We start from the raw sequence: 25,231 nt of genomic DNA, 5'->3' as shown, positions 1-25,231 counted from the left end.
GTCCCGGCCGCCGGCCGGGTTCGGGGTGGGGGTCCCGAGGAGAATGCCGCAGCACTCTGGGGGAGCGGGAGTCGGCATGAAGCTGATCGGCAGGAACGAGCGAGGAGCGGGAGACCCGGCCGACCGGGGTACGGGCGCCGGCGACGCCATCGAGGCGGACACCGAGGGCTGGGCGATCAGCCCCGACGACACGCACACCGCGCTGCCCGCGCAGCGCACCACCGCCCGCACCGCACCCCGGCCCGAGGCCTTCGGCCCCGAGAGCCTGGTGCACATCTCCGCCCAGCAGCTCGTCGACGCCATCGGCCCCTACGCGCGCGCGACCGTCGACCCCGGTGCGGAGACCGACCCCGACGCGACCAGCTTCGAGAGCGCGCTGGCCGCCCGCGAGCAGGCCGCCCTGGAGTCCCGGCACCGCCAGGCCGCCGACTCCGGCGACCCCAACGCCGCCAGCCAGCTCGGCGCGCTGCTGCTGCGCCGCGGCGACCTCGCCGACGCCGAGCCGTACCTGCGCAGCGCGGCCGCCGCCGGGCTGCGGGCCGCCGCCAACAACCTGGGCGTCCTGCTGCACCAGCAGGGCCACCGTGCCGAGGCCGCGCAGTGGTGGCGGCAGGCCGCCGTCGCCGGCAGCGCCCCCGCCGCGCACGCGCTCGGCCTCCAACTGCGCGACCAGGGCGAGGAGGAGGCCGCCGAGTACTGGCTGCACTTCGCCGCCGAACACGGACACCCGCTCGGCGCCTACGCGCTGGGCGACCTGATGGAGCACCGGCGGGACGTCCGCGCCGAGCGCTGGTTCAAGGCCGCCGCGGACGCCGGGCACCGCGAGGCCGCCTACCGGCTGGCCCGGATGCGCGAGGCCGCCGGCGACAAGGAGACCGCCGAGACCTGGTACCGCACCGCCGCCGCCCGCAGCCACGCCCGCGCCGCGCTGCGGCTCGGCGTCCTGCTGGAGGAGCGGGCCCAGGAGGAGCCCGCGCTGATCGAGGAGGCCGCCCGCTGGTACCGGCAGTCGGCGCAGAACGGCGAGGCCCGGGCCGCGTGCGCGCTGGGCTTCCTGCTGCGCGACACCGGGGACCTGACCGCCGCCGCCGAATGGTGGCAGGAGGCCGCCGAGGCGGGCGACGGCACGGCCGCCAACGCGCTCGGCGCACTGCACGCCGGTCGCGGCGCCTCGGCCGAGGCCGAGCGGTGGTACCGGATGGCGCTCGAAGCCGGCGACCACAACGGCGCGTTCAACCTCGGCCTGCTGTGCGCGGGCGCCGGCCGCGAGGCCCAGGCCGAGCAGTGGTACCGCCGCGCCGCGTACGCCGGGCACCGCGAGGCCTGCAACGCCCTGGCCGTGATCCTGCTCCAGCGCGGTGACGAGTCCGGTGCCGAGCCCTGGTTCTCCAAGGCCGCCGAGGCCGGCAGCGTGGACGGGGCGTTCAACCTCGGCGTACTGCACGCCGGGCGCGGGGAGCAGCAGCAGGCGCACGAGTGGTACGCGCGCGCCGCCGCGGAGGGGCACGGCGAGGCCGCCCTCCAGCTGGCCGTCGCCCAGGAGCAGCGCGGCCACCTGAACGCCGCGCTGGACCGCTACCGCCAGGCCGCGGCCGGCGGGTCCGCGGAGGGCGCCTTCCGGCTGGCCTCCGTACTGGACCGGCGCGGCGACGCGGACGCGGAGGCCGAGCACTGGTACGCGGTGGCCGCCGACGTCGGGCACCGTCGGGCCCAGGTCCGGATGGGGGTGCGGGCGGCGGAGCGCGGCGCGCTGGAGATCGCGGAGAGCTGGTACCGCCGGGCCGCCGAGGGGGGCAGCCGCAGCGCGGCCTTCAACCTGGGGCTGCTGCTGGCCCGTCAGGACTCCGAGGCCGAGGCGATGCTCTGGTACACCCGGGCCGCCGACGCGGGGCACGGGCGCGCGGCGCTGCGGCTCGCGCTGCTGGCGCTGCGGCGGGGCGAGCCGGTGCAGGCGGAGAGCTGGTGCCGGCGGGCGGCCGAGTACGGGCCGGCCGAGGTGGCGGAGCGGGCGGCCCGGCTGCTCGGGGCACTGAACGCCGAACTCAGCGCCTGACGCCCCGAAGGGGCTTCAGCGGCAGGTGGGGCAGAGGCCGCGGTAGGTGATCTCGGCGCCGGAGATGACAAAGCCGAAGCGCTCGGTGGCGGGCAGCGCGGCGAGTGGATCACCCTGGGGGTGGACGTCGCGGATGGCGCCGCAGCCCGAGCAGATCAGGTGCTGGTGGGCGTGGTGCGCGTTGGGGTCGTACCGCTTGGCGCGCCCGTCGGTGGAGACCTCCAGGACCTCGCCGAGGCCGACGAGCTCGCCGAGGGTGTTGTAGACGGTGGCCCGGCTGATCTCGGGCAGCCGCCCGACGGCGCGTGCGTGCACCTCGTCGGCGGTCAGGTGGACGTGCTCGCCGTCGAGGACCTCGGCCACCACCCGTCGCTGTGAGGTGAGTCGCCAGCCGCGGGTCCGGAGTCGTTCCAGCAGGTCACTCATGGGTCAAGGGTAGGGCACGATCTTAACTTGATTCCAGTATTGACTTGGACAAAGTCCAAGATAGGATCGATTCGTCACGACCGGACAACGCGGAGGCACGCCATGACCACCCAGGACGACCTGCGGCCCACCCTCACCACGGAGGCCGGCGCGCCCGTCGCCGACAACCAGAACACCGAGACGGCCGGTGTGGGCGGCCCCGCGCTGATCCAGGACCAGTACCTCTTCGAGAAGCTCGCCCACTTCAACCGCGAGCGGATCCCGGAGCGGGTGGTGCACGCCCGCGGCGCCGGCGCCTACGGCACGTTCACGGTGACGGCGGACCTCACGCCGTACACCCGGGCGAAGTTCCTGTCCCGGGTTGGCCTGCAGACCGAGACGTTCCTGCGGTTCTCCACCGTGGCCGGCAACCTCGGCTCGGCGGACGCGGTGCGCGACCCGCGCGGCTTCGCGCTGAAGTTCTACACCGAGGACGGCAACTACGACCTGGTCGGCAACAACACGCCGGTCTTCTTCATCAAGGACGCCATCAAGTTCCCGGACTTCATCCACACCCAGAAGCGCGACCCGTACACCGGCTCCCAGGAGGCGGACAACGTCTGGGACTTCTGGGGCTTCTCGCCCGAGTCCACCCACCAGGTGACCTGGCTCTTCGGCGACCGCGGCATCCCGGCCACCCTGCGCCACATGAACGGCTACGGATCGCACACCTACCAGTGGCAGAACGAGGCCGGCGAGCACTTCTGGGTCAAGTACCACTTCAAGACCGACCAGGGCATCCGGAACCTCACCCAGGCCGAGGCCAACGCGCTCGCCGGTGAGGACCCGGACAGCCACCAACGGGACCTGCGCGAGTCGATCGAGCGCGGCGAGTTCCCGACCTGGACGGTGCAGGTGCAGATCATGCCCGCCGCCGACGCCGCGACCTACCGCTTCAACCCGTTCGACCTGACCAAGGTGTGGCCGCACGCGGACTACCCGCCGATCGAGATCGGCAGGCTGGAGCTCAACCGCAACCCCGACAACGTCTTCGCCGAGGTCGAGCAGTCGATCTTCTCCCCGGCGCACTTCGTGCCCGGCATCGGCCCCTCCCCGGACAAGATGCTGCAGGGACGGCTGTTCGCCTACGCGGACGCCCACCGCTACCGCGTCGGCATCAACGCCGACCACCTGCCGGTGAACCGGCCGCACGCCGGCGAGGCCCGCACCAACAACCGGGACGGCCACCTCTACGACGGCCGGCACGGCCGGCAGAAGAACTACGAGCCCAACAGCTTCGGCGGCCCGGTGGAGACCGGCCGTCCGCTCTGGGCCGCCGTCCCGGTCGCCGGCACCACCGGCAACCACGCGGCCCCCGTGCACGCCGAGGACGACGACTTCGTCCAGGCCGGCACGCTCTACCGGCTGTTCTCCGAGGAGGAGAAGCAGCGACTGATCGCCAACCTCTCCGGTTTCATCGCCAAGGTCTCGGCCGACCGCGACGACATCGTCGAGCGCGCGATCGACAACTTCCGCCAGGCCGACGCCGACTACGGCCGGCGGCTGGAGGAGGCCGTCCGCGAGCTGCGCAAGCAGAAGTAGCGGGCCGTCAAGAGCTGCGGGCCCGGGAGCGGTTCGACCGCTCCCGGGCCCGCGACCACGTCGGCGCCCGGTGTCCCGGACCCGCCGCGCCAGGGATTGTCAGACAAGCCCTGGACCGCTCAGACGCTCAGCCAGCGCAGGGTCTCGTCGTGCAGCAGCCCGTTGCTGGCCACCGCGTCCGCGCCGTTCGGCCCGTCGTAGCCGTCCAGCCCGGTGAAGCGGCCGCCCGCCTCCTGCACCACGATGCACGGCGCCGCCATGTCCCACAGGCTCAGTTCGGGCTCGGCCGCGATGTCCACCGCGCCCTCGGCGACCATCATGTACGACCAGAAGTCGCCGTAGGCGCGGGTGCGCCAGCAGGCCCTGGTCAGGTCCAGGAACGGGTCGAGCCGGCCGCGCTCCTCCCAGCCGCTGAGCGAGGAGTAGGAGAGCGAGGCGTCCGCGAGCTCGGCCACGCCCGACACCGAGATCCGGGACGCCTTCGCCAGGCTCCGGCCGGCGTACGCGCCCAGGTCCTTCGCGGCCCACCAGCGGCGGTTCAGCGCGGGCGCGGAGACGATTCCCACCACCGGCTGCAGCTCACCGTCCACGCCCTCCTCCAGCAGGGCGATCAGGGTGGCCCACACCGGCACCCCGCGGACGTAGTTCTTGGTGCCGTCGATCGGGTCGATCACCCAGCGGCGCGGGCCGGAGCCCTGCAGGCCGTACTCCTCGCCGAGCACCGCGTCGCGCGGCCTGGCCCGCTGGAGCACGCTGCGCACCAGCTCCTCCGCGGCCTTGTCGGCGTCGCTGACGGGGGTCAGGTCGGGCTTGGTCTCGACCTTGAGGTCCAGTGCCTTGAAGCGCTCCATGGTGATGGAGTCGGCCGAGTCGGCGAGGACGTGGGCGAGTCGGAGATCGTCGTGATAATCGGCCATGCCCGAACGATAGCGAGACCTCCACGATCCCGGCACCGCGGCTCGCTCAGCGGACGCGACGGGGCTACGGCGGTGGTCAGTGCCCGCTGCCGCTGATCTGGAGGCCCACCACCCCGGCGATCACCAGGCTGATCGAGACCAGCTTGAGGGTGCTGCTGGACTCGTCCAGGAAGACCATGCCGTACACCGCGGTGCCGGCCGCGCCGATGCCGGTCCACACCGCGTAGGCGCTGCCCACCGGCAGGTACTTGAGCGAGAGCGTGAGCAGCCCGAAGCTGCCCAGGGCGAACACGCAGAACGCGACGGTCGGCCAGAGCTTGGTGAAACCGTGGCTCAGCTTGAGGTTGACCGCGAAGCCGGTCTCCAGCAGACCGGCGAGGACGACCATGGCCCATGGCATCGCTGGCTCCCTGTCTCCCGGCGGACGGGACCGGGGTCGGTCCGACCTTCCTATGATCGCCAGCACAGGGCCGTCCGACACCTCCGACCGGCCGAACGGTGGGCCGGTCCGGTGCCGCCGGGCGGGGTCAGTCGCCTTCGCCGGCCTCGCGGGTGGAGAGCAGCCGGCGTAGCGAGTACAGCCGGGCCGGGTCGGCGTGGCCGTCCGCGACCCAGGCGTCCAACGCGCAGTCCTGCTCGTCGTGGCTGCAGGCGCGCGGGCAGTCGACGGTGCCGGGCTCCAGGTCGGGGAAGGCCAGGATGACCCGGGACGGGTCGATGTGCGAGAGCCCGAAGGACCGGAAGCCCGGGGTGTCGATCACCCAGCCCGGGTCCAGTGCCTTCTTCGAGCCGGGCTTCGCCCCGGGCGGCGGCGGCAGCCGCAGCGCCAGCGCCGAGACGGTGGTGTGCCGGCCGCGCCCGGTGACCGCGTTCACCACGCCGGTGGTCCGCTGGTGCGCCGGGACCAGGGCGTTGACCAGCGTGGTCTTGCCGACGCCGGAGTGCCCGATGAAGACCGTGGAACGCCCGCGCAGGTGCTCGCGGACGGCCTCGGCGCCCGCCGTCTCCAGCTCGTCCCGCCGGGTCACCACGTACTGGATGCCCAGCGGCGCGTACGCCTCCAGCAGCGGCGCCGCGGGGGCCAGGTCGGACTTGGTGAGCACCAGCAGCGGTTCCATGCCGGCGTCGTACGCGGCCACCAGACAGCGGTCGATCAGCCGGGGCCGGGGCTCCGGGTCGGCCAGGGCGGTGACGATGGCCAGCTGCTGGGCGTTGGCGACCACGATCCGCTCGTACGGGTCGTCGTCGTCCGCGGTGCGCCGCAGGACGGAGCTGCGCTCCTCGACCCGGACGATCCGGGCCAGCGTGTCGGCCTCGCCGGAGAGGTCGCCGACCACGTTGACCACGTCGCCGACCACCACGCCCTTGCGGCCCAGCTCGCGCGCCTTCATGGCGATGACCTGGCGCTCCTGCTTGGTGCCCGCGTCCACCAGGCAGGTCAGCCGACCCCGGTCCACGGTGAGGATCATCGCCTCGGCGGCGTCCTCGTGCTTGGGCCGGATCCGGGTCCGCGGCCGGGAGCCCTTGCGGCCCGGGCGGTTGCGGATGTCGTCCTCGTCGGCGTCCTTGCCGTAGCGGCGCATGCTGTTCTACTTCCCGTCAGCTCTGGCCCAGCAGATCGGCCCACATCTGCGGGAAGTCCGGCAGGGTCTTGGCGGTGGTCGCCACGTTCTCCACCTCGACACCCTTGACCGCCAGGCCGAGCACGGCGGCGGCGGTGGCGAGGCGGTGGTCCTCGTAGGTGTGGAAGACGCCGCCGTGCAGGGTGCGCGGGCGGATCCGCAGGCCGTCCTCGGTCTCGGTGACGTCGCCGCCGAGGTCGTTGATCTCCTTGGCCAGCGCGGCGAGCCGGTCGGTCTCGTGCAGGCGCAGGTGGGCGATGCCGTACAGGTGGGACTCGGAGTCGGCCAGCGCGGCCACCGCGGCGATCACCGGGGTGAGCTCGCCGACGTCGTGCAGGTCGGCCTCGATGCCGTGGATCCGGCCGGTGCCGGTGAACTCCAGGCCCTCGTCCGAGAACCGGCAGCTGCCGCCCATCCGGGTGTAGATCTCGCGCAGCTGGTCGCCGGGCTGGTAGGTGTGCTTCGGCCAGTCCCGGACGGTGACCCGGCCGCCGGTGACCAGCGCGGCGGCGAAGAACGGGGCGGCGTTGGAGAGGTCGGGCTCGACCACCAGGTCGCGGCCGATCAGGGCACCGGGGGTGACCCGCCAGACGTCCTTCTCGCCGCCGTCCTCGGGGGCGTCGACCTGGCCGCCGGCCTTGCGGACCATGTCCACGGTCATCCGGATGTGCGGCAGCGAGGGCACGGTGCCGCCGGTGTTGCGGATCTCCACGCCGTTGTTGTAGCGGGCGCCGGAGAGCAGCAGGGCGCTGATGAACTGCGAGGAGGAGGAGGCGTCCAGCTCCACCGGGCCGCCGTCCAGCGAGCCGGTGCCGTGCACGGTGAGCGGGAAGCCGCCGCGGCCGCCGTCGTCGATCCGCGCCCCGAGGGCGCGCAGGGCGTCGATCACGCCGTGCTGGGGGCGCTCGTAGCAGCGGGGGTCGCCGTCGAAGTGCACCGCGCCGTCGGCGAGCACCGCGAGCGGGGGGAGGAAGCGCATCACGGTGCCGGCGTTGCCGACGTCCACCTGGGCGGGGCCGTGCAGCCGGCCGGCCGGGATGACCCGCCAGGCCTCGCCGCCGCCGGTGCCGCCGCTGGCCGCGTTCACCGTCTCCTCGATGCCGACGCCCAGCGCCCGCAGGCCGTCCGCCATCAGCTGCGAGTCGCGGCTGCGCAACGGGCGGCGGACCCAGCCCGGGCCGTCGGCGAGCGCCGCCAGCACCAGCGCGCGGTTGGTCGCGGACTTGGAGCCGGGGATGGTCACGGTCGCGTCGACGGCGGCGGTGGCGACAGGGGCGGGCCACAGGGAGTCGGTCATGCGGCAAGTCTAGGGGTGGCCGGGGTACCCGCCGGTGCGGCGGCCGGGGCGTGCCGGGAGCGGCTCAGCGGGCCGACCAGTCCAGCAGCCAGCCGCCGCCGATCAGCAGGCAGACCAGCGCGATCACCAGGAACAGCACGACCCAGAGCAGGGCGCTGATCCCGGTCAGCCGGGCCAGCTGGTCGGCGTCCGAGTCGGGTGCCCCGCCGTGCCGGCGCTTGCGCTGGAGCTCGATCACCGGCCGCACGCCGGCCAGCAGCAGGAACCAGATGCCGAGGTAGGCGAAGCCGGCCCGGAGCTCGTCGCCGCCGTACCAGGAGATCAGGACGAAGGCGGCACCGGTGACCAGCACGGAGAGCACCCCGAAGGCGTTCCGGATCATGATCAGCATGCCGGCCAGCAGCACGATGGAGATCCACAGCAGGGCGGTGATCCGCCCGGCGGCCAGCAGCGCCGCGCCGCCCAGGCCCAGCAGCGAGGGTGCGGTGTAGCCGGCCGCGGCGGTGAGGATCATGCCGGGGCCGGTCGGCGGCCCGGAGGAGAGGGTCAGCCCGGAGGTGTCCGAGTGCAGCCGGATCCCCGACAGCCGCCGCCGGGTGAGCAGCGCGACCAGGCCGTGCCCGCCCTCGTGCGCGATGGTCACCACGTTCCGGCTCAGCCGCCAGGCCGGGTGCACGGCGACGGCGAGCAGGGCGACGGCGGCCGTGCCCAGCACCAGCCAGCCCGGCGGCAGGGGCTGGGGGTCCACCGCCCGGTGCCACACGTTCGCGAAGTCCATACCCGTACCGCCCAAGTCCCTCGGTCCACTGCCGGAGCGGCAGCCTCCCATGCGGGGACGGTGCGGCGGTAGCCGCCGGTTCTCCCCGGTGCCGATCCGCGGGACGGGCCCCTGCGGGCGGGACGGGCGTGGCAAGCTGATCGGCATGTGCGGTCGCTTCGCCTCCACCACCAAGCCCGAGGACCTGGTCGGGCTGTTCGGCGTGGAGCAGTGGGATCCCACCGAGACGCTCGCCCCGAGCTGGAACGTGGCCCCCACCGACCCGGCCTTCGTGGTGCTGGAGCGCACCCCGAAGGACCGGCCCGAGCCGCTGCGCCAGCTGCGTGTGCTGCGCTGGGGCCTGGTGCCGGCCTGGGCGAAGTCCCCGGACACCGCGGTCAAGATGATCAACGCCAGGGCCGACACCGTGCACGAGAAGCCCTCCTACCGGCAGGCCTTCGCCGCCCGCCGCTGTCTGATCCCGATCGACGGCTACTACGAGTGGCAGTCGATACCCGGGACCAGGGGCCGGGCCGGCAAGCAGCCGTACTTCGTCTCCCGGGCCGACGGCGGCGTGCTCGCACTGGCCGGCCTGTACGAGTTCTGGCGCGACCGCACCCTCCCCGCCGACCACCCGGACGCCTGGCGGGTCACCTGCACGGTGGTCACCACCGAGGCCGAGCCGCTGCTCGCCCCGATCCACGAGCGGATGCCGCTCTTCCTCGACCCGTCCAACTTCGACGCCTGGCTGGACCCGGCCCGGACCGACCCGGACGAGCTCCGCTCCCTGCTCGTCGCGCCCGCGCCCGGCGCGCTGCGGGTGCACCCGGTGGGCACCGCCGTCGGTAACATCCGCAACAACGGTCCGGAGCTGGTGCGGGAGCTCACCGACGAGGACCGCACCACACTGTTCTGAGCCGTCCGGAGCCGTCCGGAGCCGCTCCGAGCTGGCCCGAGCCGGGCCAAGTTGTCCCGAGTTGGCCCGAGTTGGCCCGAGTTGGCCCGAGTTGGCCCGACCCCCCCCGGGAGCCCCGCGTGCAGACCCTGGTCACCACCCCCGCCGGCGACGCCCGGATCACCCGGTTCGAGACGGCCGGCCCGCCCCGCGCCCGGCTCGCCCTCGGGCACGGCGCCGGCGGCGGCATCGAGGCGGCGGACCTCCAGGCGCTCGCGGCCGCGCTGCCGCCGCTCGGCTTCGCCGTCGCCCTGGTCGAGCAGCCCTGGCGGGTGGCCGGGAAGCGGCTGGCGCCCGCGCCGAAGACGCTGGACGCCGGCTGGCTGCCGGTGCTGCCGGAGCTGGCGGAGGACGGTGTGCCGCTGTTTGTCGGAGGGCGCAGCGCCGGCGCCCGGGTGGCCTGCCGGACCGGGCGGGACAGCGGCGCCGCCGGGGTGCTCGTGCTGTCGTTCCCGCTGCACCCGCCGGGCCGGCCGGAGAAGAGCCGGGCCGACGAACTGCTCGGCACCGGCCTGCCCACGCTGGTGGTGCAGGGCGGCGCGGACACCTTCGGCACGCCCGGGGAGTTCCCGGCGCTGCCGGCCACCCACCGGCTGGTCGAGGTGCCGGAGGCGGGCCACGGCTTCAAGGTCCCCAAGCGGGCCGTGCTCGGGCCGCCGGAGGTGGCGGCCCTGATCACCGCGGCGGTCGGCGACTGGCTGGTGGCCCGCACCTGATCCGGCAACCGTCCGCGGGCGCCCGACTCCGGTCGGGAATGCGCGACCGCGTCCGGTGGTTGACCCCACCGTCAGCAGAGTCGCGGTGAAAGGTGGCGCAGCAGATGGGTTCGATCGCGTGCCCCGAGCGGCCGGAGGAGCGAGCGGTGGCCAACACGCTCGTGCCCGACTGGTCGGACTGGCTTGTCGCGGGCGAGAAGCCCGTGAGCCCGATATCCTCCATCTCGGGTCGGCCCGCCGTGGGCCGGGCCAGCACTGCCGAGGAGGTGGGTCCGGTCGTCGGGACCGATGACGAGTCCGTGTCGGGCGTGGGCGGTCCGAGGGAGGGCCTGCCCGCGGGCGAGGCGCTCACCGGTGACGAACTGGCCGAGGCGATCGGCGAGGACACCTTCCGGGTCTCCGCGGACGAGAGCGAGGAGTCGCGGCGCGAGCGCTTCGAGCGCGACGCGCTGATGTACCTCGATCCGATGTACTCGGCGGCGCTGCGGATGACCCGCAACCCGGCCGACGCGGAGGACCTGCTGCAGGAAGCATTCGCCAAGGCGTACGCGTCCTTCCACCAGTTCCGCGAGGGCACCAACCTCAAGGCGTGGCTGTACCGGATCCTCACCAACACGTTCATCAACTCGTACCGCAAGAAGCAGCGCGAGCCCCAGCGCACCGCGGCGGAGGAGATCGAGGACTGGCAGCTGGCCCGGGCCGAGTCGCACATGTCGACCGGTCTGCGCTCGGCCGAGGCCCAGGCGCTCGACCACCTGCCCGACAGCGACGTGAAGGACGCCCTCCAGGCCATCCCGGAGGAATTCCGCATCGCCGTGTATCTGGCGGACGTCGAGGGCTTTGCCTACAAGGAGATCGCGGACATCATGGGTACACCCATCGGTACGGTGATGTCCCGACTGCACCGGGGCCGTCGCCAGCTGCGCGGCATGCTGGAGGACTACGCGCGTGACCGCGGGCTGGTCCCGGCGGGCAGTGGAGCAGGTCAGGAAGCGAAGGGCGCGGGCTCATGAGCTGCGGCGATCCGCACGACACCGAGTGTGGCGAGGTGCTCGACCACCTCTACGAATTCCTCGACAACGAGATGGCCGAGGGCGACTGTGCCAAGCTGCGGGTGCACTTCGAGGAGTGCTCCCCCTGCCTGGAGAAGTACGGTCTCGAACAGGCCATCAAGGCGTTGATCAAGCGGTCCTGCGGCTGCGACGACACGCCCGCCGATCTGCGCACCAAGGTGCTGGCCCGGATCGACTCGATCCGGACCGGACAGCGTTCGGCGGCGGCCGCCGCCGCGCAGTCCGCCGACGGGCCGCCGGCCGGGCAGGGCACCCCGGCGACGGCCGGCGCGGAGTAGCGCCGCGCGGCACGCGGACGAACGGACCGGCACCCGTGCGGGCCGGCTCCCGGAGGTCCGGGAGCCGGCCCGCACGGCGTTGCGCAGGCTCAGCAGGGGCCGTCGTCGGCCCAGACGCCCCACTGGCCGCTGGCCGTCGGGACCTCGTTCAGGGTCCACCACTTGGCGTGGTAGGTGTGGCCCTGGTACGAGACCTTGTTGCCGTTGGTGTAGGTCGTGGTGGCGCTCCACGCGGGCTGGGTGCAGGTGCCGGAGCTCGGGCTCGGGCTCGGGCTCGGGCTCGGGCTGCCGGGCGGCGGGCTGGTCGGCGGCGTGGTGGGCGGGGTGGTGGGCGGGGTCGCACCGGCGAAGCGGACGGTGAACTTGGTGAAGTCCCAGTCGTTCTGGGCCACGCTGGAGCAGGAGCCGGAGAGCCCGGGGTCGACCGTCCCGGCGCACTGGCGGTCCCGGTTGACGGACCAGTAGGTGTAGCGGGCCAGCTTGTGCGCGGTGGCGAAGTCGAGCACGGTCTGGAAGTCGGCCTGCCGGAAGTACTCGGCGGCGTCGGTGCGTCCGTTCATCAGCGAGACGCCTTCGTGGGCGTAGGCGGTGGCCTCGTTCCAGCCGAAGGTGGTCTGCAGGATCTGATTGAACTTCACCAGGGCGTCGGTCTGCGCCGTGGCGCCGTTGAAGCCGCCGTCGAACGGCATGATCGAGTAGTTGTTCGGCGTGAAGCCCTGGGACTTGGCCTCGTTCAGCATCTGCGTCCCGAACCAGCCGGTGCCCGCGTTGGTGCCGGCCGTGGTGATCGAGATGTACAGGCCGGGGTTGTCCCGCTGGAGGATCTTCGCGGCGCCGATCTCGTTGTGGATGGCCGCGGCGTTCTCGTACTCGGGCTCCTCCAGGTCGAAGTCGATCGCCTTCAGCTGGTACTTGGTGATCACCTTCTGGTAGCCGGCCGCGGTCGCCTCGGGGGTGCCGCAGCCCTGGCCGAGCTTGTTGCCGCCGTAGCCGCCGACCGAGACCGAGACGTCGCCGCCCTTGCCGCGGATCTTCTGGATGACCGCCGGCATGGCGGTGTCGGTGTCGATCGAGGAGGTGCCGCCCCAGGCGGGCCGGCAGCCGCCCGCGTCCAGGATGAAGGCCAGCTGGAAGGCCTTCTGGCCGGTCGCGTCCATCACGGCGGCCGGGTCCGGCGGGCTGTTGTCCTCGGGCATCAGGTACGGCGCCGAGGCGTACCAGTTGCTGCCCAGCGCGTCGGTGGCGCCGAGCGCGGCGACCGCGTGGGTGCTGCCGGTGAGGACGGCGACGCCGCCGGCCAGCAGACCGATGCCGGCGGTGGCGGCGGCGGCCAGGGTGCCGCGCCGGCGGCGGTGCCGGCGGGGTGCGGGGGAGCGGAGCTGGGTTCGTTCCATGCGGGAACCTCTCCGGGCAGGAGTGGGGGGCCGCCCGAACGCGGTGGGGGCCGGGGGCGGGCAGCGCTGAACGGGGGAGCGCGGTGCGGGGAGTGCGGTACGGGGGTGCGACCCTGCGGGGCGGGTCCGCCTCCTAAAAATGGACTGGACCACCTAGGAGGGTCAAGGGCCCGGCGAAGGCTTGGGACGCATTTAAGGTCCGGGGCGCCGCCCGCCGCGTCCGCGGCCCCGCGGACTGCCCTTTCACTCGTTCGGGTGAGCTGTCGCGGCCCCGACGGCGGCAATCCGCCATCGTGCGCCGCAGCGCTCGGGTCGCGCCCTATTCTCCTGACTGGCCCTCACGTCCGGTGGGCAGCGCACGGGGTGGGGAGGCCGGTATCGCCAGTGTTCGCGACGGTGCGGCCCTGCCGCGCGCGGTGGCCGGCTGCGTCGCCGGAGTGCTTCTCGCCGCCTTCTGCTGCCTGCTCCCGCTGGTCCTCCCCCGGGCCGCCGGCTGGCTCGGCGGGCCGGTCGACCTCAGGCGGCTGGCCCCGCTCGCGCTGCTGCACCTGTGCCTCGAATCGCTCGCCCAGGGGCTGCCCACCCCCTGCACCCGCATCTGGCAGCGCCTGCTCGGCCGCCGCCCGGCCCGCACCGAACCGGCCGGGCGCCCGGGCAGCAGCTTCTTCCCGGTGCTGTTCGCCGGCGTGCTGATGCTCCCGCCGGCCGCCGCCGCGCTGGTCGCCGTCCCGGCCGCGCTGATCGGACAGGTCGGACAGCCCGGGCCGGTGCGCCGGCTGTGGAACGCCGCCCAGCTCGCCCTCGCGGCGTTCGCCGCCGCGGCGGTCTTCCACCTGCTCGGCGGGCCACGGCTGCTGCTGGGCTCCCGCTTCCCCGGGGCAGCGCTCGGCGCACTCGCCGCCGTCCTGGTGTTCTGCCTGGTCAACGGCGTCCTGGTGGGCACCGTCCGGTGGCTCGCCGGCACCGGCCCGGCGGTCGGGACGGTCCGTGCCCTGTGGAACTGCCTGCTGCCCGCCCTGCTGCACGGGGCCGGCGGCCTGATGGTCGCGGTCCTGTGGCAGGGCCCGTACGGTGCGCTGGCCGTGCTGCTCGCGCTGCTGCCGCTGTCCATCTCTGCCTGGGTCTCCGCCCAGGCCCACCGCGAACAGGCCGCCCACCGGGCGACCGTGCAGGCGCTGGTGCAGGCGGTGGAGATCAAGGACGCCTACACCAGGGGGCACAGCGAGCGGGTCGGCCGGGCCTCGGTGCTGATCGCCCGCCAGCTCGGGATGGCCGAGGAACGGATCCGGACCCTGCACTTCGCCGGGACCCTGCACGACGTCGGCAAGCTGGCGGTCGCCACCGAACTGCTGCGGCGCAACGGCCCGCTGAGCGAGGCCGAGCGGCGGGCGGTCGAGGTGCACCCGGTGGCCGGCCACGACCTGGTCCGCGAGCTGGCGTTCCTCGGCGAGGCGCGGGAGGGCATCCTGCACCACCACGAGCGGCTGGACGGCCGCGGCTACCCGGACGGGCTCGCCGGCGCCCGCATCCCGGAGTTCGCCCGGATCATCTCGGTCGCGGACGCCTTCGACTCGATGACCTCCACCCGCTCCTACCGGCGCGGCCGGCCGGTCGGCGAGGCGGTGGCCGAGCTGGGCCGCTGCGCGGGCAGCCAGTTCGACCCGGTGATGGTGGGCGCCCTGGTCCGGGCCCTGGCCGAGCACGACTGGCAGGCCGCGCCGCCCCCGCCCGGCGGCTGGGACGGCGAGGTGCCGGACATCCCGCTCGGCGTGCCCGAGCCCGCCCGCCGGAGCCCGGCCAAGGGCGCCGGCGCCGCCCCCGGCGGCCCGTCGTGACCGGCACCGCGCCCGTGGTGGTGTACGGCGCGGCCGCCGGACTGTTCGGCGCGGGGCTGCTGCACGCGCTCGCCCACGGACTGGCCGATCCGGCCGTGGCCCTGGCCTTCGCCGGGCTGATCGCGTTCGGCGAGTGCGTCCGGGTGATCCTGCCGGGCGACCGCGACCAGGCGCCGGTCGGCACGGCCGCCGCCCTCGCGTACGCGCTGCTCGGCCCGCTGCGCGGGCTGCCCACCTCGCACGGCACCTTGCAGGTGGTGGCGGTGGTCGGGCTCGGCATGTTGGCGGGTGCCCTGCTGCGGCGGGCGGCCCGCGGCCTGCTGGGGCCCCGCGGGCCGGTCCCCCCGGCGCTCGCCGCCCGGGCCGACGCCGCGGCCAGGAGGCTGCTCACCGCGGCCTTCGCGGCCGTGCTGTTCCAGCCGCTGTACACCAGCGGGGCGATCGACCGGCTGACGCCGACCGGCCCCGGTTACGGGGTGTTCGTGATCGCGGTCGCCGTCCTGGCCGCGCTCTGCGACGCCGCCCTGGCCGCCGTCCTGCACCGGGCCAGGACGGGCGCGCGCTTCGCCGTCGCGCTGGAGGACGAGCTGCGCTCGCTGGCCGGGATCGGCTCCGCGATCGTGGCCACCGGGATGCTGCTCAGCCTGCTGGCGGGCGAGGTCGGCCTGTGGGCGCTGCCGCTGTTCTGCGCCCCGCTGCTGCTGGCCAGGGCGGCCTTCCGGCGGGCCGCCGCGGCCCGCGCCACCACCGGCCAGACCATCGAGACGCTGGCCCGGGCCACCGAGGTGGCCGGCTACACCACCCCCGGCCACGCCCGCCGGGTCGCCGACACCGCCTGCGCGCTCGGCCGCGAGCTCGGCCTCGGCACCCGGGAGCTCGCCCTGCTGGAGTACGCCGCGCTGATGCACGACATCGGGCAGCTCTCGCTGGTCGAACCGGTGCCCGGCGGCGCCACCGCACTGCTGCCCGCCGAGGAGCAGCAGCGGATCGCCCGCCTGGGCAGCGAGGTGATCCGGCGGACCGGGGTTCCCCGGCAGGTCTGGCAGCAGGTCGCCAGGCTCGCCGACCCCGGACGGCTGCCGGACGGCCGGCCGGACCGCTCGCTGCCGGTCGCCGCCCGGATCATCCAGGTCGCCAACGCGCACGACGACCTGCTGACCGCGGCGCGCAGCGCGGGCCTGCCGGAGGTGGCCGGGCGGTTGCAGGCACTGGAACGGCTCCGGCTGGAACGCGGCCGGGCGTACGACCCGGTGGTCCTGGACGCGCTGGCCAGAGTGGGCGGTCAGGTGCCGGGCGGCCCCGGCGCCGGCGGCGGCGGACCGCACTGAACGGCCGCGCGGGGAGCGCGCGCCAGGGGTGGCGTGGTTGGATGCGGTCGTGGCGGGAACACCCGAGGCGGGGCGACCCGGTTGACGACAACGGCAGGGACGGAACGTGAGGATCTTCCACCGCGCACGGCACCGGCCGTCGGCCACCTGGCGGCAGACGACCGACCGGGCCTTCACACTGATCGGCGACGGCCGGTACGAGGACGCGGGCGCCCTGCTGGTGATGGCCGCGGACCTGGAGCCCTGGCTCTCCGACTCCTGGTTCAACCTCGCCCTGCTGCACAAGTTCCGCCGGGACTGGGAGCAGTCCCGCACCGCGGGGCTGCGCGCCGTCGCCCTGCTGGACCGCGGCCAGGGCGCCCCGGACTGGTGGAACCTGGGCATCACCGCCACCGCCCTTCAGGACTGGCCGCTGGCCCGCCGCGCCTGGCAGGCGTACGGCCTGAAGCTGCCCGGCGGGCCCGCTGCGGCCGCCGACGGCACGATCGAGCTGGACCTCGGCACCACCCCGGTCCGGCTCTCCCCGGACGGCGAGTCCGAGGTGGTCTGGGGCCGCCGGCTCGACCCGGCCCGGATCGAGGTGCTGTCCATCCCGCTGCCGTCCTCCGGCCGCCGCTGGGGCGAGGTGGTGCTGCACGACGGCGCCCCGCACGGCGAGCGGGTCTCGGACGGCGTCGCGTACCCGGTCTTCGACGAGATCGAACTCTGGGCGCCCTCCCCGGTACCGACCCACGTGGTGCTGCTCCAGGCCGCCACCGCGGGCGACCGGGACGCGCTGGAGCGGCTGGTCTCGGACGCCGGCTACGCGGCCGAGGACTGGACCTCCTCGGTGCGGCTGCTGTGCCGGGCCTGTTCCGAGAGCCGGATGGCGATCGACGACGGCCGCACCGTGCACCACGACCCGCACGACGACGGGGACGCCTTCCACCCGGGCCACCTGAGCCACCTGAGCCAGGGCAGCGCCGGACTGGCCTGGCTGGTCGAGCGCGAGTGCGGCATCGCCGCGCCCTCGGCCCTGGTGCGGATCCTGCTGGAGCGCTGGGTGGCCGGTTCGCCCGCCACCCGGGCGTACCGGGACCTCGAAGAGGTCTGCTGAGTGCCGTCCGCGGGCGGGTCCGTCCCGGGGGAGTAAGGACCATCGGGGTGACGGGGGCCGTACCCTTGAGCGGTACATCCCGGTAGATCCACGAAAGCGGAAGCGACCATGGCGGACCAGCACGACCACGATCACGACCACGAGCACGACCACGACGAGCCCGAGGCCCAGCAGGTGATCGGGGAGGTGCCCGACCTGACGAAGGGCACCGCCCGGCCGATCACCGTGGTCGGCAACCCCGTCCTGCACCGGGAGTGCCAGGACGTCACCTCGTTCGACGCCGAACTCTCGGCGCTGATCGACGACATGTTCGTCTCGATGGAGGCCGCCCAGGGCGTCGGCCTGGCGGCCAATCAGATCGGCGTGGACCTCAAGGTCTTCGTCTACGACTGCCCGGACGACCAGGGCGTGCGCCACATCGGACACGTCGTCAACCCGGTGCTGGAGGAGCTCCCGGCCGGCCGCCGGGTGCTGGACGACTCGGCCGAGGGCTGCCTGTCGGTGCCGACCGCGTACATGGACCTGGCCCGCCCGGACTACGCCGCCGTCACCGGCCAGGACAAGGAGGGCAACCCGATCCGGGTCGAGGGCACCGGCTTCTTCGCCCGCTGCCTCCAGCACGAGACCGACCACCTGTACGGCTACCTGTACATCGACCGGCTCTCCAAGCGCGACCGCAAGGACGTCCTGAAGCAGATGGCCGAGGGCACCGCGCGCTACGCCACGGTGCCGAACGCCTAGCCAGGGCTTGTCCGACAAGCCCCGGCAGCACCGCGGAGCGCGGGGCCGGTGTGCCGCGCACACCGGCCCCGCGCTCCGAGCGGACGTCGGACGGAGCGTCAGGCCGACCGGGCGCCGATCCGCTCGACCCGCTTGGTCACCCGGTGGCCGAGCCGCTGGAACGGCTGCTCCACCAGGCGGAACGTCAGGTGGCTCAGCAGTACCACGACGACGCAGAACAGGACGCCCAGCCCGATCCGGGCCCCGCTGGACAGACTCGTCGCGGGGTGCGGGCCGACCAGCCGGAGCAGGACGCACAGCAGCACGGCGTGCACCAGGTAGATCGAGTAGCTGATCGAGCCGAGCCACGAGAACACCCGCGGGATCCGCCGGTTGCGCAGGGCGTAGCCGATCCCGAAGGTGGCCCAGGTGGCGGCCATGGTGATCGGCCACTGCTTCTGGAGGTGGGACGCGAGGACGTCGCCCTCGCCGTACCGGGTGCCGACCCAGACGATCGCGCCGAACGCCACGGCGCCGGCCACCGCACACTTGAGCCGGCCGATCTGGCCCTGCTCGGCCCGGTAGAACGCGGTGCCCGCGAACATGGTGGCCAGGATGGCCATGCTGAACCACCCCGTGCGGCTGTTCGCCACCAGCAGGTAGAGCGACAGCCCGGCGAGCACCAGGGCGCCGCCGACCGCGAGCGGCCTGCGCCGGCTCATCACCAGCAGCAGCCCGACCGCCATCGCCGCGGCCACCAGGACGACCGACCGCCGGATCCAGCTCTGGTCGTGGGTGACGGCGAGCAGCGGGAACACCCCCACGGCGGCGACTCCCGCCACCGCGAACGCGACCGATATCTCGGCGCTGCGGCGGTGCACCCCGAGCACGAAGAGGGCGGCCACCAGGAAGTAGAAGGCCATCTCGTAGGAGAGCGTCCACATCACGAAGAGCACGCCGCCCATGCCCAGGAAGTCGTGCAGCATGGTCAGGTTGCCCAGCGCCGCGAGGGCCGGGTGCTCGGCGGCGTAGCCGTTGACCGGGGAGAGCGTGCGGTACGCGCCGAGCTCGTACACCAGGACGCCGGCTCCGACGACGGCCAGGCACAGCGGGTAGATCCGGAACAGCCGGCTCAGCCAGAAGCCGCGCACACTGCCCCGCCGTTCCAGCGACGCGGGCACGATGTAGCCGCTGACCAGGAAGAACAGGAAGACGCCGTAGGACCCGAGGTCGAGCCAGTGGCTCGTGCGGGTGAAGACCCCGGGCAGCAGGAACTGGCTGAAGTGCTGGACCACGATGGTCAGGGCGGCCAGCCCGCGCAACGCGTCCAGCCACCCGAGGCGGGATTTGGCCGGGCCTGCGGACCGCTGCGCGCTCTGCGCGGGAACGGTTCCCGCGGGAGCGGCCTGCGGTGTGGGCGTCTCAAGGGCGGATGCGGGGAAAGTGTGCGACACCCGGGGAGCCTAGCGTGCGGGGTCGCGGGCGCGGCCGCCCGGTGACTGCGCCGATATGGGACCGCCGCCCCGCCGTCATCAACGGCGGGGCGGCGGACGGCCGTGCCTAGAAGTCGTCGTCGAAGGCGACCGAGCCCTCGACCGCGACCTGGTACGCCGAGACCCGGCGCTCGAAGAAGTTGGTCAGCTCCTGCACGTTCTGCAGCTCCATGAACCCGAAGGGGTTGCTGGACCCGTAGCGGATCGGCATCCCGAGCCGGGCCAGCCGCTGGTCGGCGACGGCCTGCAGGTACTCCCGCATCGACTCGGTGTTCATCCCGGGCAGGCCCTCGCCGCACAGGTCCTGCGCGAACTGGAGCTCGGCCTCGACGGCCTCCTCCAGCATCGAGGTGACCTGCTTGGCCATCTCCTCGTCGAAGAGGTCGGGCTCCTCCTCGCGGACGGTGTCCACCACCGAGAAGGCGAAGTCCATGTGCATGGACTCGTCCCGGAACACCCAGTTGGTGCCGGTGGCCAGGCCGTGCAGCAGACCGCGGCTGCGGAACCAGTACACGTACGCGAACGCGCCGTAGAAGAACAGGCCCTCGACACAGGCCGCGAAGCAGATCAGGTTCAGCAGGAACGCGCGGCGGTCGTCCTTGGACTGCAGCGAGTCCAGGTGGTCGACGGCGTTCATGTAGGTGAAGCAGAACTGCGCCTTCTGGTGGATGGAGGGGATGTTCTCCACCGCGGCGAAGGCCGCCGCGCGGTCCTCGGGGTCGGGCAGGTAGGTGTCGAGCAGCGTCAGGTAGAACTGGACGTGCACGGCCTCCTCGAACAGCTGCCGGGACAGGTAGAGCCGGGCCTCGGGGGAGTTGATGTGCTTGTAGAGGCTCAGCACCACGTTGTTGGCGACGATCGAGTCACCGGTGGCGAAGAAGGCGACCAGCCGGCCGATCATGTGCCGCTCGCCCTCGCTCAGCTTGGCGAGGTCGGCGACGTCGGAGTGCAGGTCCACCTCCTCCACGGTCCAGGTGTTCTTGATCGCGTCCCGGTACCGGTCGTAGAACGACGGGTAGCGCATCGGGCGCAGCGTCAGCTCGAACCCGGGGTCGAGCAGCATCTTGTCGCGATCGGCGGAACTCACTGGCAGGCCTCGCAGGACTCGGGGTTCTCCAGGGAGCAGGCGAGGGCCGCCTCCTCCTCCGGGGTGAGGGTCGGGGTGGGCACCGGGACGGCGGTGCGGGCGGCGCCGGACGCGGCCTGGGCGATCCGGGTGGCCGGGCGGGAGCGCAGGTAGTAGGTGGTCTTCAGGCCCACCTTCCACGCGTACGCGTACATCGAGCTGAGCTTGCCGATGGTCGGCGCCGCCATGAAGAGGTTCAGCGACTGGCTCTGGTCGATGTACGGCTGCCGGGCGGCGGCCAGGTCGATCAGCGCGCGCTGCGGGAGCTCCCACGCGGTGCGGTAGAGCGAACGCACGCCGGCGGGCAGCCAGTTGAGCTCCTGGACGGAGCCGTTGGCCTCGCGCAGCGCGTCCCGGGTCTGCTGGTCCCAGACGCCGAGCTCCTTGAGCTCGCGCACCAGGTACGGGTTGACCTGGAGGAACTCGCCGGAGAGGGTCTCGCGCTTGAACAGGTTGGAGACCTGTGGCTCGATGCACTCGTACACACCGGCGATCGAGGCGATGGTCGCGGTCGGCGCGATCGCCAGCAGCAGCGAGTTGCGCAGGCCGGTGGTGGCGATCCGGGCGCGCAGGGCGTCCCAGCGCTCGGTCCACTGCGGGGCGGCGTCGAAGTGGTCGATGTGCAGCTGGCCGCGGGCGGCCCGGGTCTCGGCGTACGCGCTGTGCTGCCCGAACTCCTCCGCCAGCTCGCTGGAGCGCTCGTAGGCGGTGAGCATGATGCGCTCGGAGATCAGCGTGGAGAGCTGCTTGGCCTCGGCGGAGTCGAAGTCGATGCGCAGCTGGAAGAAGACGTCCTGGAGGCCCATCACGCCCAGACCGACCGGGCGCCAGCGGGAGTTGGACGTCCCGGCCTCGGTGGTCGGGTAGAAGTTGATGTCGATGACCCGGTCCAGGAAGGTCACGGCGGTGCGCACGGTGGCGTCCAGCCGGTCCCAGTCCATGGTGTTCAGCAGGTCGGCCGCGGTGGCGCCGTCGGCCACGTGGGCACCGAGGTTGACCGAGCCCAGGTTGCAGACCGCGGTCTCGGAGTCGTCGGTGACCTCGATGATCTCGGTGCAGAGGTTCGAGGAGTGCACCGTGCGGCCGGGCAGCGCGGTCTGGTTGGCGGCGCGGTTGGAGGCGTCCTTGAAGGTCATCCAGCCGTTGCCGGTCTGCGCCAGGGTGCGCATCATGCGGGCGTAGAGGGTCTGCGCCGGGATGGTGCGGACGGCCTTGCCGGCCTGCTCGGCCTTCAGGTACGCCTCGTCGAAGTCGGCGCCCCACAGGTCGACCAGCTCGGGCACGTCGGCCGGGGAGAACAGCGACCAGTCCGCGTCGGCGTTGACCCGGCGCATGAACTCGTCCGGGATCCAGTGCGCCAGGTTGAGGTTGTGGGTGCGGCGGGCCTCTTCGCCGGTGTTGTCGCGGAGCTCCAGGAACTCCTCGATGTCGGCGTGCCAGGTCTCCAGGTAGACGCAGGCCGCGCCCTTGCGGCGGCCGCCCTGGTTGACGGCGGCGACCGAGGAGTCCAGCGTGCGCAGGAACGGCACGATGCCGTTGGACTGGCCGTTGGTGCCGCGGATCAGGCTGCCGCGCGAGCGGATCCGGCTGTAGGACAGGCCGATGCCGCCGGCGTGCTTGGACAGCCGGGCGATCTGCGCGTAGCGCGAGTAGATCGAGTCCAGGTTGTCCAGCGGCGAGTCCAGCAGGTAGCAGCTGGACATCTGCGGGTGCTTGGTGCCGGAGTTGAACAGGGTCGGCGAGGACGGCAGGTAGGAGAGCGCGCTCATCAGCGCGTACAGCTCGGCCACCTCGCGCACCGACTTCTCGCTGTCGCCGACCGCCAGACCGGCCGCGACGCGCAGCAGGAAGTGCTGCGGGGTCTCGATCACCTTGCGGGTGATCGGGTGGCGCAGCAGGTAGCGGGACTGCACGGTCCGCAGGCCGAAGTACTCGAAGCGGTCGTCGCCGGTCCGGTCGATCAGCGCGTCGAAGGAGTCCGCGTGCCGGGCCACGAAGGCGGCCGTGGTGTCGCCGATCAGGCCCTCGGCGTGGCCGACGGCGATCGAGGCGGAGAACGACACGGCGCCCTGACCGACCGCCTCGTCCAGGATCTCCAGCGCCAGCAGGCGGGCGGCCAGCTTCGAGTACTGGGGGTCCTCGGCGATCATCGACGCGGCGGCCTCCACGGCCAGCCCGCGCAGCTCCGCGAAGTCGGAGCCGGCGTGGCGGCCGCGCAGCGCGGCGGCGGCGACGTGGCCGGGGTCCACCTGGGGGAGGTCGGTGCTGCGGTCGGTGAGCATCCGGAGCAGCGCGGCACCGGGGTCGCTCTCGGCGGCGTTGGGGGCACCACCCGGCCGGAGGCTGGGGGAGGAACCCTGGGACGGCAGGGCGACTGAGGCGGCGACGGTCAAGGCGCACTCTCTCCTGTGGCGGCGGCGGACGAGATCGGCCGGACCGGCTTCAGGCAGGGGGGAGCGGCACGCCGAATCACCAGGCGCGCGTGGTCTCACCCCGGCCCACCCGCGAGGCCCGGACGGTACTGCGGTGCTGCAAGGCATCTGCGGGGAAGCCGTGTGGCACACCGTCGGCAGGTCTCGGACTCGCGGGCCCAGGGGTGCTGGGCAGCCCGCTCACCGTTGCGGGGCAGTCCCGGACTCGCACCGGGTTTCCCTGCGTCGACAGCGAGAGCGAGCATACATGTTGTGGCGGTCTCAGGATGCGGCACCAGATGTAGTGCCGCGTGTCGTGGTCGCTCGACTGCGTGGAGCCACCGGACCACCCGTCAGAATGTGATCGAATAAACGATCACGTCGATGCCGGGCGCCGGCTCCCAGTCCCGCGCGGGCGTCCGCAGGAACCCGAGTCGTTCGTAGACGCGGTGCGCCGCGGCCATGTGCGGACGGGTGGAGAAGGCCATCCCGGTCAGCCCGAGCTCGCGGCTGCGCGCCATCGCCGCCCGCACCAGCGCGCCGCCCGCGCCGCGGCCGCGGGCGGCCCGGGCGACCGCGAGCATCCGGATCTCGCCCTCGTGCGGCTCGGCGATGTCGGCCCACGGGTTGCCGCCCGGGGCGAAGGTCACGCAGCCGAGCACGGTGCCGTCCGCGGGGTCGACGGCGACGAGGAGCTCGGCCTCCTCGGCCCGGCGCCGGGCGTCCGCCAGGAGGCCGGCGTAGGGCCCGTCGGGCTTGCTGTGGCCCTCTCCGACGTAGACCTCGACGGTGAGCTCGCCGGCGGCGTCGAGGTCCTCCTCGCGGGCGCGGCGGATGACGAGGTCGGTGTCGGTGTCCATGCCCCAAGTCTGCCGAAGGCCGGACCGGGGGTGGCGGGCAGGGTGCCGTGCAGGCGGTCCGGCAGGGCGGGGTCGGCCGGGTAGCCGCCGGCCCGGTGCCAGTTGTCCCGGCCGTGCCGGCCGGTGCGGTCGAGGTCGCGTCCGACCAGCAGGCCCAGCAGGCCGAAGCCCCCGACCGCACCGGCCAGGAGGAGCGCGTTCGCAAGGATCGAAGAGGTCATGCCTCCAGCCTGGCGGCCGGGCCGCGGCCGAACGAGTGGCAGAAATGCCCACTTGCATCGAAATGCTGCCACCGGCATCCTGGAGCCATGCTGAAGAACGTGGTGGCCGTGGTCCTGGAGGAGGTCCACCCCTTCGAACTGGGCGTGGCCTGCGAGATCTTCGGGCTGGACCGCAGTGACGACGGTCTGCCGGTGTACGACTTCGCGCTCGCCTCGGCCCGCCCCGGGCTGCTGCGCACCCACGCGGGCTTCCGGGTGGAGGTGCCGCACGGGGTGGAGCGGATCGCCGGGGCGGACCTGGTGATCACGGCCGCGACCGGGCTCCAGGAGGAGTTCCCCGCCGAGCTGGTGGAGGCCCTGCGAACCGCGGTGGAGCGCGGCGCCCGGGTGCTGTCGATCTGCAGCGGCACCTTCCTGCTCGGTGCGGCCGGCCTGCTCGACGGCCGCCGCTGCACCACCCACTGGCGCCACTCCGACCGCCTCGCCGCGCGCTTCCCGCTCACCCGGGTCGAGCCGGACGTGCTGTACGTCGACGAGGACCCGGTGATCACCGCGGCCGGCACCGCCTCGGGCATCGACGCCTGCCTGCACCTGGTCCGCAAGCTGCAGGGCGCCGAGGTGGCCCGGGCGATCGCCCGCCGGATGGTGGTCGCGCCGCACCGCGAGGGCGGCCAGGCGCAGTTCATCGCCCGCCCGCTGCCGGTCGAGGACGGCGACTCGCTGGGCGGGGTCCTGGACTGGATGCGTCGCCACCTGGACCGGGAGAACACCGTCGACGAGCTGGCCGCCCGGGCCCACATGTCACCGCGGACCTTCGCCCGCCGCTTCCACCAGGAGACCGGGACCACGCCGCACCGCTGGCTGACCGGTCAGCGGCTGCTGCTGGCCCAGCGGCTGCTGGAGGGCACCGAGGAGCCGGTGGACGCGGTGGCGGCCCGCTGCGGCTTCGGCAACGCCGCCACGCTGCGACACCACTTCGGACGCCGGCTGGGCACCACACCGCAGGCGTACCGCCGGGCGTTCGCGGGCGGCGGCCTGCGGGGCCCGGCGGAGCGGGTGTGACGGGTCGGAC

The 25,231-nt window shown here is 73.5% G+C and carries 22 protein-coding genes and 1 riboswitch; of the genes, 11 read left to right on the top strand and 11 right to left on the bottom strand.

Annotated elements, in window-relative coordinates:
- Nucleotides 1-76: 76 nt before the first annotated feature.
- Nucleotides 77-2,053, top strand: a complete 1,977-nt coding sequence (locus tag ACIOFR_RS13075; RefSeq protein ID WP_400995746.1) for a sel1 repeat family protein — start codon at nt 77-79, stop codon at nt 2,051-2,053.
- 15 nt (nt 2,054-2,068) lie between these two features.
- Here the strand turns inward: ACIOFR_RS13075 and ACIOFR_RS13070 are convergent, their stop codons facing one another.
- A complete protein-coding gene (locus ACIOFR_RS13070; RefSeq protein ID WP_400995745.1) occupies nt 2,069-2,479 on the bottom strand; it encodes a Fur family transcriptional regulator in 411 nt (136 codons plus the stop codon).
- A 102-nt stretch (nt 2,480-2,581) separates the two neighbouring features.
- Here ACIOFR_RS13070 and ACIOFR_RS13065 point away from each other — a divergent pair, with 102 nt between their 5' ends.
- Nucleotides 2,582-4,060, top strand: a complete 1,479-nt coding sequence (locus ACIOFR_RS13065; protein ID WP_400995743.1) for a catalase — start codon at nt 2,582-2,584, stop codon at nt 4,058-4,060.
- A 119-nt stretch (nt 4,061-4,179) separates the two neighbouring features.
- Here the strand turns inward: ACIOFR_RS13065 and hisN are convergent, their stop codons facing one another.
- The 5 genes from hisN to ACIOFR_RS13040 all read right to left on the bottom strand — a co-directional run bounded on the left by hisN (nt 4,180) and on the right by ACIOFR_RS13040 (nt 8,674).
- A complete protein-coding gene (hisN, locus tag ACIOFR_RS13060) occupies nt 4,180-4,977 on the bottom strand; it encodes a histidinol-phosphatase (protein WP_400995742.1) in 798 nt (265 codons plus the stop codon).
- A gap of 76 nt (nt 4,978-5,053) precedes the next feature.
- Nucleotides 5,054-5,377, bottom strand: coding sequence for a DMT family transporter (locus ACIOFR_RS13055; protein ID WP_400995741.1), 324 nt, complete (start codon nt 5,375-5,377; stop codon nt 5,054-5,056).
- Nucleotides 5,378-5,504: 127 nt separating this feature from the next.
- Nucleotides 5,505-6,560, bottom strand: a complete 1,056-nt coding sequence (gene rsgA / locus ACIOFR_RS13050; protein WP_400995740.1) for a ribosome small subunit-dependent GTPase A — start codon at nt 6,558-6,560, stop codon at nt 5,505-5,507.
- A 16-nt stretch (nt 6,561-6,576) separates the two neighbouring features.
- Entirely contained in the window at nt 6,577-7,896 is a 1,320-nt protein-coding gene (gene aroA / locus ACIOFR_RS13045) for a 3-phosphoshikimate 1-carboxyvinyltransferase (protein WP_400995739.1), read from the bottom strand.
- Between the two features lie 64 nt (nt 7,897-7,960).
- Nucleotides 7,961-8,674 carry a M50 family metallopeptidase gene (locus tag ACIOFR_RS13040; RefSeq protein ID WP_400995738.1) on the bottom strand — a complete coding sequence of 238 codons (714 nt, stop codon included), beginning with the start codon at nt 8,672-8,674 and terminating at the stop codon, nt 7,961-7,963.
- Between the two features lie 145 nt (nt 8,675-8,819).
- On the opposite strand from ACIOFR_RS13040, the gene ACIOFR_RS13035 reads away from it, so the two are divergent.
- The 4 genes from ACIOFR_RS13035 to rsrA all read left to right on the top strand — a co-directional run bounded on the left by ACIOFR_RS13035 (nt 8,820) and on the right by rsrA (nt 11,675).
- The gene (locus tag ACIOFR_RS13035; RefSeq protein WP_400995737.1) at nt 8,820-9,569 is read left to right on the top strand and encodes an SOS response-associated peptidase; all 750 of its coding nucleotides are present in this window, start codon (nt 8,820-8,822) and stop codon (nt 9,567-9,569) included.
- Between the two features lie 119 nt (nt 9,570-9,688).
- Nucleotides 9,689-10,324, top strand: a complete 636-nt coding sequence (locus tag ACIOFR_RS13030) for an alpha/beta family hydrolase (protein ID WP_400995735.1) — start codon at nt 9,689-9,691, stop codon at nt 10,322-10,324.
- Nucleotides 10,325-10,470: 146 nt separating this feature from the next.
- Complete coding sequence (locus ACIOFR_RS13025) at nt 10,471-11,337, top strand: sigma-70 family RNA polymerase sigma factor (protein WP_400995733.1); 867 nt, start codon at nt 10,471-10,473, stop codon at nt 11,335-11,337.
- Nucleotides 11,334-11,675 (top strand): mycothiol system anti-sigma-R factor, encoded by a 342-nt coding sequence (gene rsrA / locus ACIOFR_RS13020; RefSeq protein ID WP_400995730.1) that lies wholly within the window; start codon nt 11,334-11,336, stop codon nt 11,673-11,675. Before ACIOFR_RS13025 ends, rsrA begins: the two co-directional genes overlap by 4 nt.
- Before the next feature lie 89 nt (nt 11,676-11,764).
- Here the strand turns inward: rsrA and ACIOFR_RS13015 are convergent, their stop codons facing one another.
- Complete coding sequence (locus tag ACIOFR_RS13015; protein WP_400995728.1) at nt 11,765-13,069, bottom strand: carbohydrate-binding protein; 1,305 nt, start codon at nt 13,067-13,069, stop codon at nt 11,765-11,767.
- Nucleotides 13,070-13,506: 437 nt separating this feature from the next.
- Between ACIOFR_RS13015 and ACIOFR_RS13010 the strand changes: the two genes are divergently transcribed.
- From ACIOFR_RS13010 to def, 4 genes are all read left to right on the top strand, one after another.
- Nucleotides 13,507-14,904: an HD-GYP domain-containing protein gene (locus ACIOFR_RS13010; RefSeq protein ID WP_400995726.1), complete on the top strand. Its 1,398-nt coding sequence runs from the start codon at nt 13,507-13,509 to the stop codon at nt 14,902-14,904.
- Nucleotides 14,901-16,232, top strand: a complete 1,332-nt coding sequence (locus tag ACIOFR_RS13005) for an HD-GYP domain-containing protein (protein WP_400995724.1) — start codon at nt 14,901-14,903, stop codon at nt 16,230-16,232. Before ACIOFR_RS13010 ends, ACIOFR_RS13005 begins: the two co-directional genes overlap by 4 nt.
- 106 nt (nt 16,233-16,338) lie before the next feature.
- Nucleotides 16,339-17,328: a hypothetical protein gene (locus ACIOFR_RS13000; RefSeq protein ID WP_400995722.1), complete on the top strand. Its 990-nt coding sequence runs from the start codon at nt 16,339-16,341 to the stop codon at nt 17,326-17,328.
- A 108-nt stretch (nt 17,329-17,436) separates the two neighbouring features.
- On the top strand, nt 17,437-18,069 hold the full coding sequence (gene def, locus ACIOFR_RS12995; RefSeq protein WP_400995720.1) for a peptide deformylase: 633 nt from the start codon (nt 17,437-17,439) through the stop codon (nt 18,067-18,069).
- Nucleotides 18,070-18,167: 98 nt separating this feature from the next.
- Here the strand turns inward: def and ACIOFR_RS12990 are convergent, their stop codons facing one another.
- From ACIOFR_RS12990 to ACIOFR_RS12975, 4 genes are all read right to left on the bottom strand, one after another.
- Nucleotides 18,168-19,502, bottom strand: coding sequence for an acyltransferase family protein (locus tag ACIOFR_RS12990; protein ID WP_400995717.1), 1,335 nt, complete (start codon nt 19,500-19,502; stop codon nt 18,168-18,170).
- Nucleotides 19,503-19,608: 106 nt separating this feature from the next.
- Nucleotides 19,609-20,604, bottom strand: a complete 996-nt coding sequence (locus ACIOFR_RS12985) for a ribonucleotide-diphosphate reductase subunit beta (protein WP_400995858.1) — start codon at nt 20,602-20,604, stop codon at nt 19,609-19,611.
- A 20-nt stretch (nt 20,605-20,624) separates the two neighbouring features.
- Nucleotides 20,625-22,949 carry a ribonucleoside-diphosphate reductase subunit alpha gene (locus ACIOFR_RS12980; protein ID WP_400995857.1) on the bottom strand — a complete coding sequence of 775 codons (2,325 nt, stop codon included), beginning with the start codon at nt 22,947-22,949 and terminating at the stop codon, nt 20,625-20,627.
- 268 nt (nt 22,950-23,217) lie between these two features.
- A riboswitch (cobalamin riboswitch) is annotated at nt 23,218-23,361 on the bottom strand.
- Between the two features lie 70 nt (nt 23,362-23,431).
- Nucleotides 23,432-23,938: a GNAT family N-acetyltransferase gene (locus ACIOFR_RS12975; protein ID WP_400995714.1), complete on the bottom strand. Its 507-nt coding sequence runs from the start codon at nt 23,936-23,938 to the stop codon at nt 23,432-23,434.
- A gap of 308 nt (nt 23,939-24,246) precedes the next feature.
- Between ACIOFR_RS12975 and ACIOFR_RS12970 the strand changes: the two genes are divergently transcribed.
- Nucleotides 24,247-25,221, top strand: a complete 975-nt coding sequence (locus tag ACIOFR_RS12970; RefSeq protein WP_400995711.1) for a helix-turn-helix domain-containing protein — start codon at nt 24,247-24,249, stop codon at nt 25,219-25,221.
- Nucleotides 25,222-25,231 lie beyond the last annotated feature (10 nt).

This window comes from Kitasatospora sp. NPDC088346 (assembly GCF_044740765.1).
Lineage (GTDB): Bacteria > Actinomycetota > Actinomycetes > Streptomycetales > Streptomycetaceae > Kitasatospora.
Note: the sequence above shows the minus strand (reverse complement) of the source record. Positions and strands in the feature narration are given on the sequence as shown.

Coding starts and splice junctions, on each gene's coding strand:
- ACIOFR_RS13075 (WP_400995746.1), top strand. CDS start 77: ATGAAGCTGATCGGCAGGAACGAGCGAGGAGCGGGAGACCCGGCCGAC.
- ACIOFR_RS13070 (WP_400995745.1), bottom strand. CDS start 2,479: ATGAGTGACCTGCTGGAACGACTCCGGACCCGCGGCTGGCGACTCACC.
- ACIOFR_RS13065 (WP_400995743.1), top strand. CDS start 2,582: ATGACCACCCAGGACGACCTGCGGCCCACCCTCACCACGGAGGCCGGC.
- hisN (WP_400995742.1), bottom strand. CDS start 4,977: ATGGCCGATTATCACGACGATCTCCGACTCGCCCACGTCCTCGCCGAC.
- ACIOFR_RS13055 (WP_400995741.1), bottom strand. CDS start 5,377: ATGCCATGGGCCATGGTCGTCCTCGCCGGTCTGCTGGAGACCGGCTTC.
- rsgA (WP_400995740.1), bottom strand. CDS start 6,560: ATGCGCCGCTACGGCAAGGACGCCGACGAGGACGACATCCGCAACCGC.
- aroA (WP_400995739.1), bottom strand. CDS start 7,896: ATGACCGACTCCCTGTGGCCCGCCCCTGTCGCCACCGCCGCCGTCGAC.
- ACIOFR_RS13040 (WP_400995738.1), bottom strand. CDS start 8,674: ATGGACTTCGCGAACGTGTGGCACCGGGCGGTGGACCCCCAGCCCCTG.
- ACIOFR_RS13035 (WP_400995737.1), top strand. CDS start 8,820: ATGTGCGGTCGCTTCGCCTCCACCACCAAGCCCGAGGACCTGGTCGGG.
- rsrA (WP_400995730.1), top strand. CDS start 11,334: ATGAGCTGCGGCGATCCGCACGACACCGAGTGTGGCGAGGTGCTCGAC.
- ACIOFR_RS13015 (WP_400995728.1), bottom strand. CDS start 13,069: ATGGAACGAACCCAGCTCCGCTCCCCCGCACCCCGCCGGCACCGCCGC.
- def (WP_400995720.1), top strand. CDS start 17,437: ATGGCGGACCAGCACGACCACGATCACGACCACGAGCACGACCACGAC.
- ACIOFR_RS12985 (WP_400995858.1), bottom strand. CDS start 20,604: ATGCTGCTCGACCCCGGGTTCGAGCTGACGCTGCGCCCGATGCGCTAC.
- ACIOFR_RS12980 (WP_400995857.1), bottom strand. CDS start 22,949: ATGCTCACCGACCGCAGCACCGACCTCCCCCAGGTGGACCCCGGCCAC.
- ACIOFR_RS12975 (WP_400995714.1), bottom strand. CDS start 23,938: ATGGACACCGACACCGACCTCGTCATCCGCCGCGCCCGCGAGGAGGAC.
- ACIOFR_RS12970 (WP_400995711.1), top strand. CDS start 24,247: ATGCTGAAGAACGTGGTGGCCGTGGTCCTGGAGGAGGTCCACCCCTTC.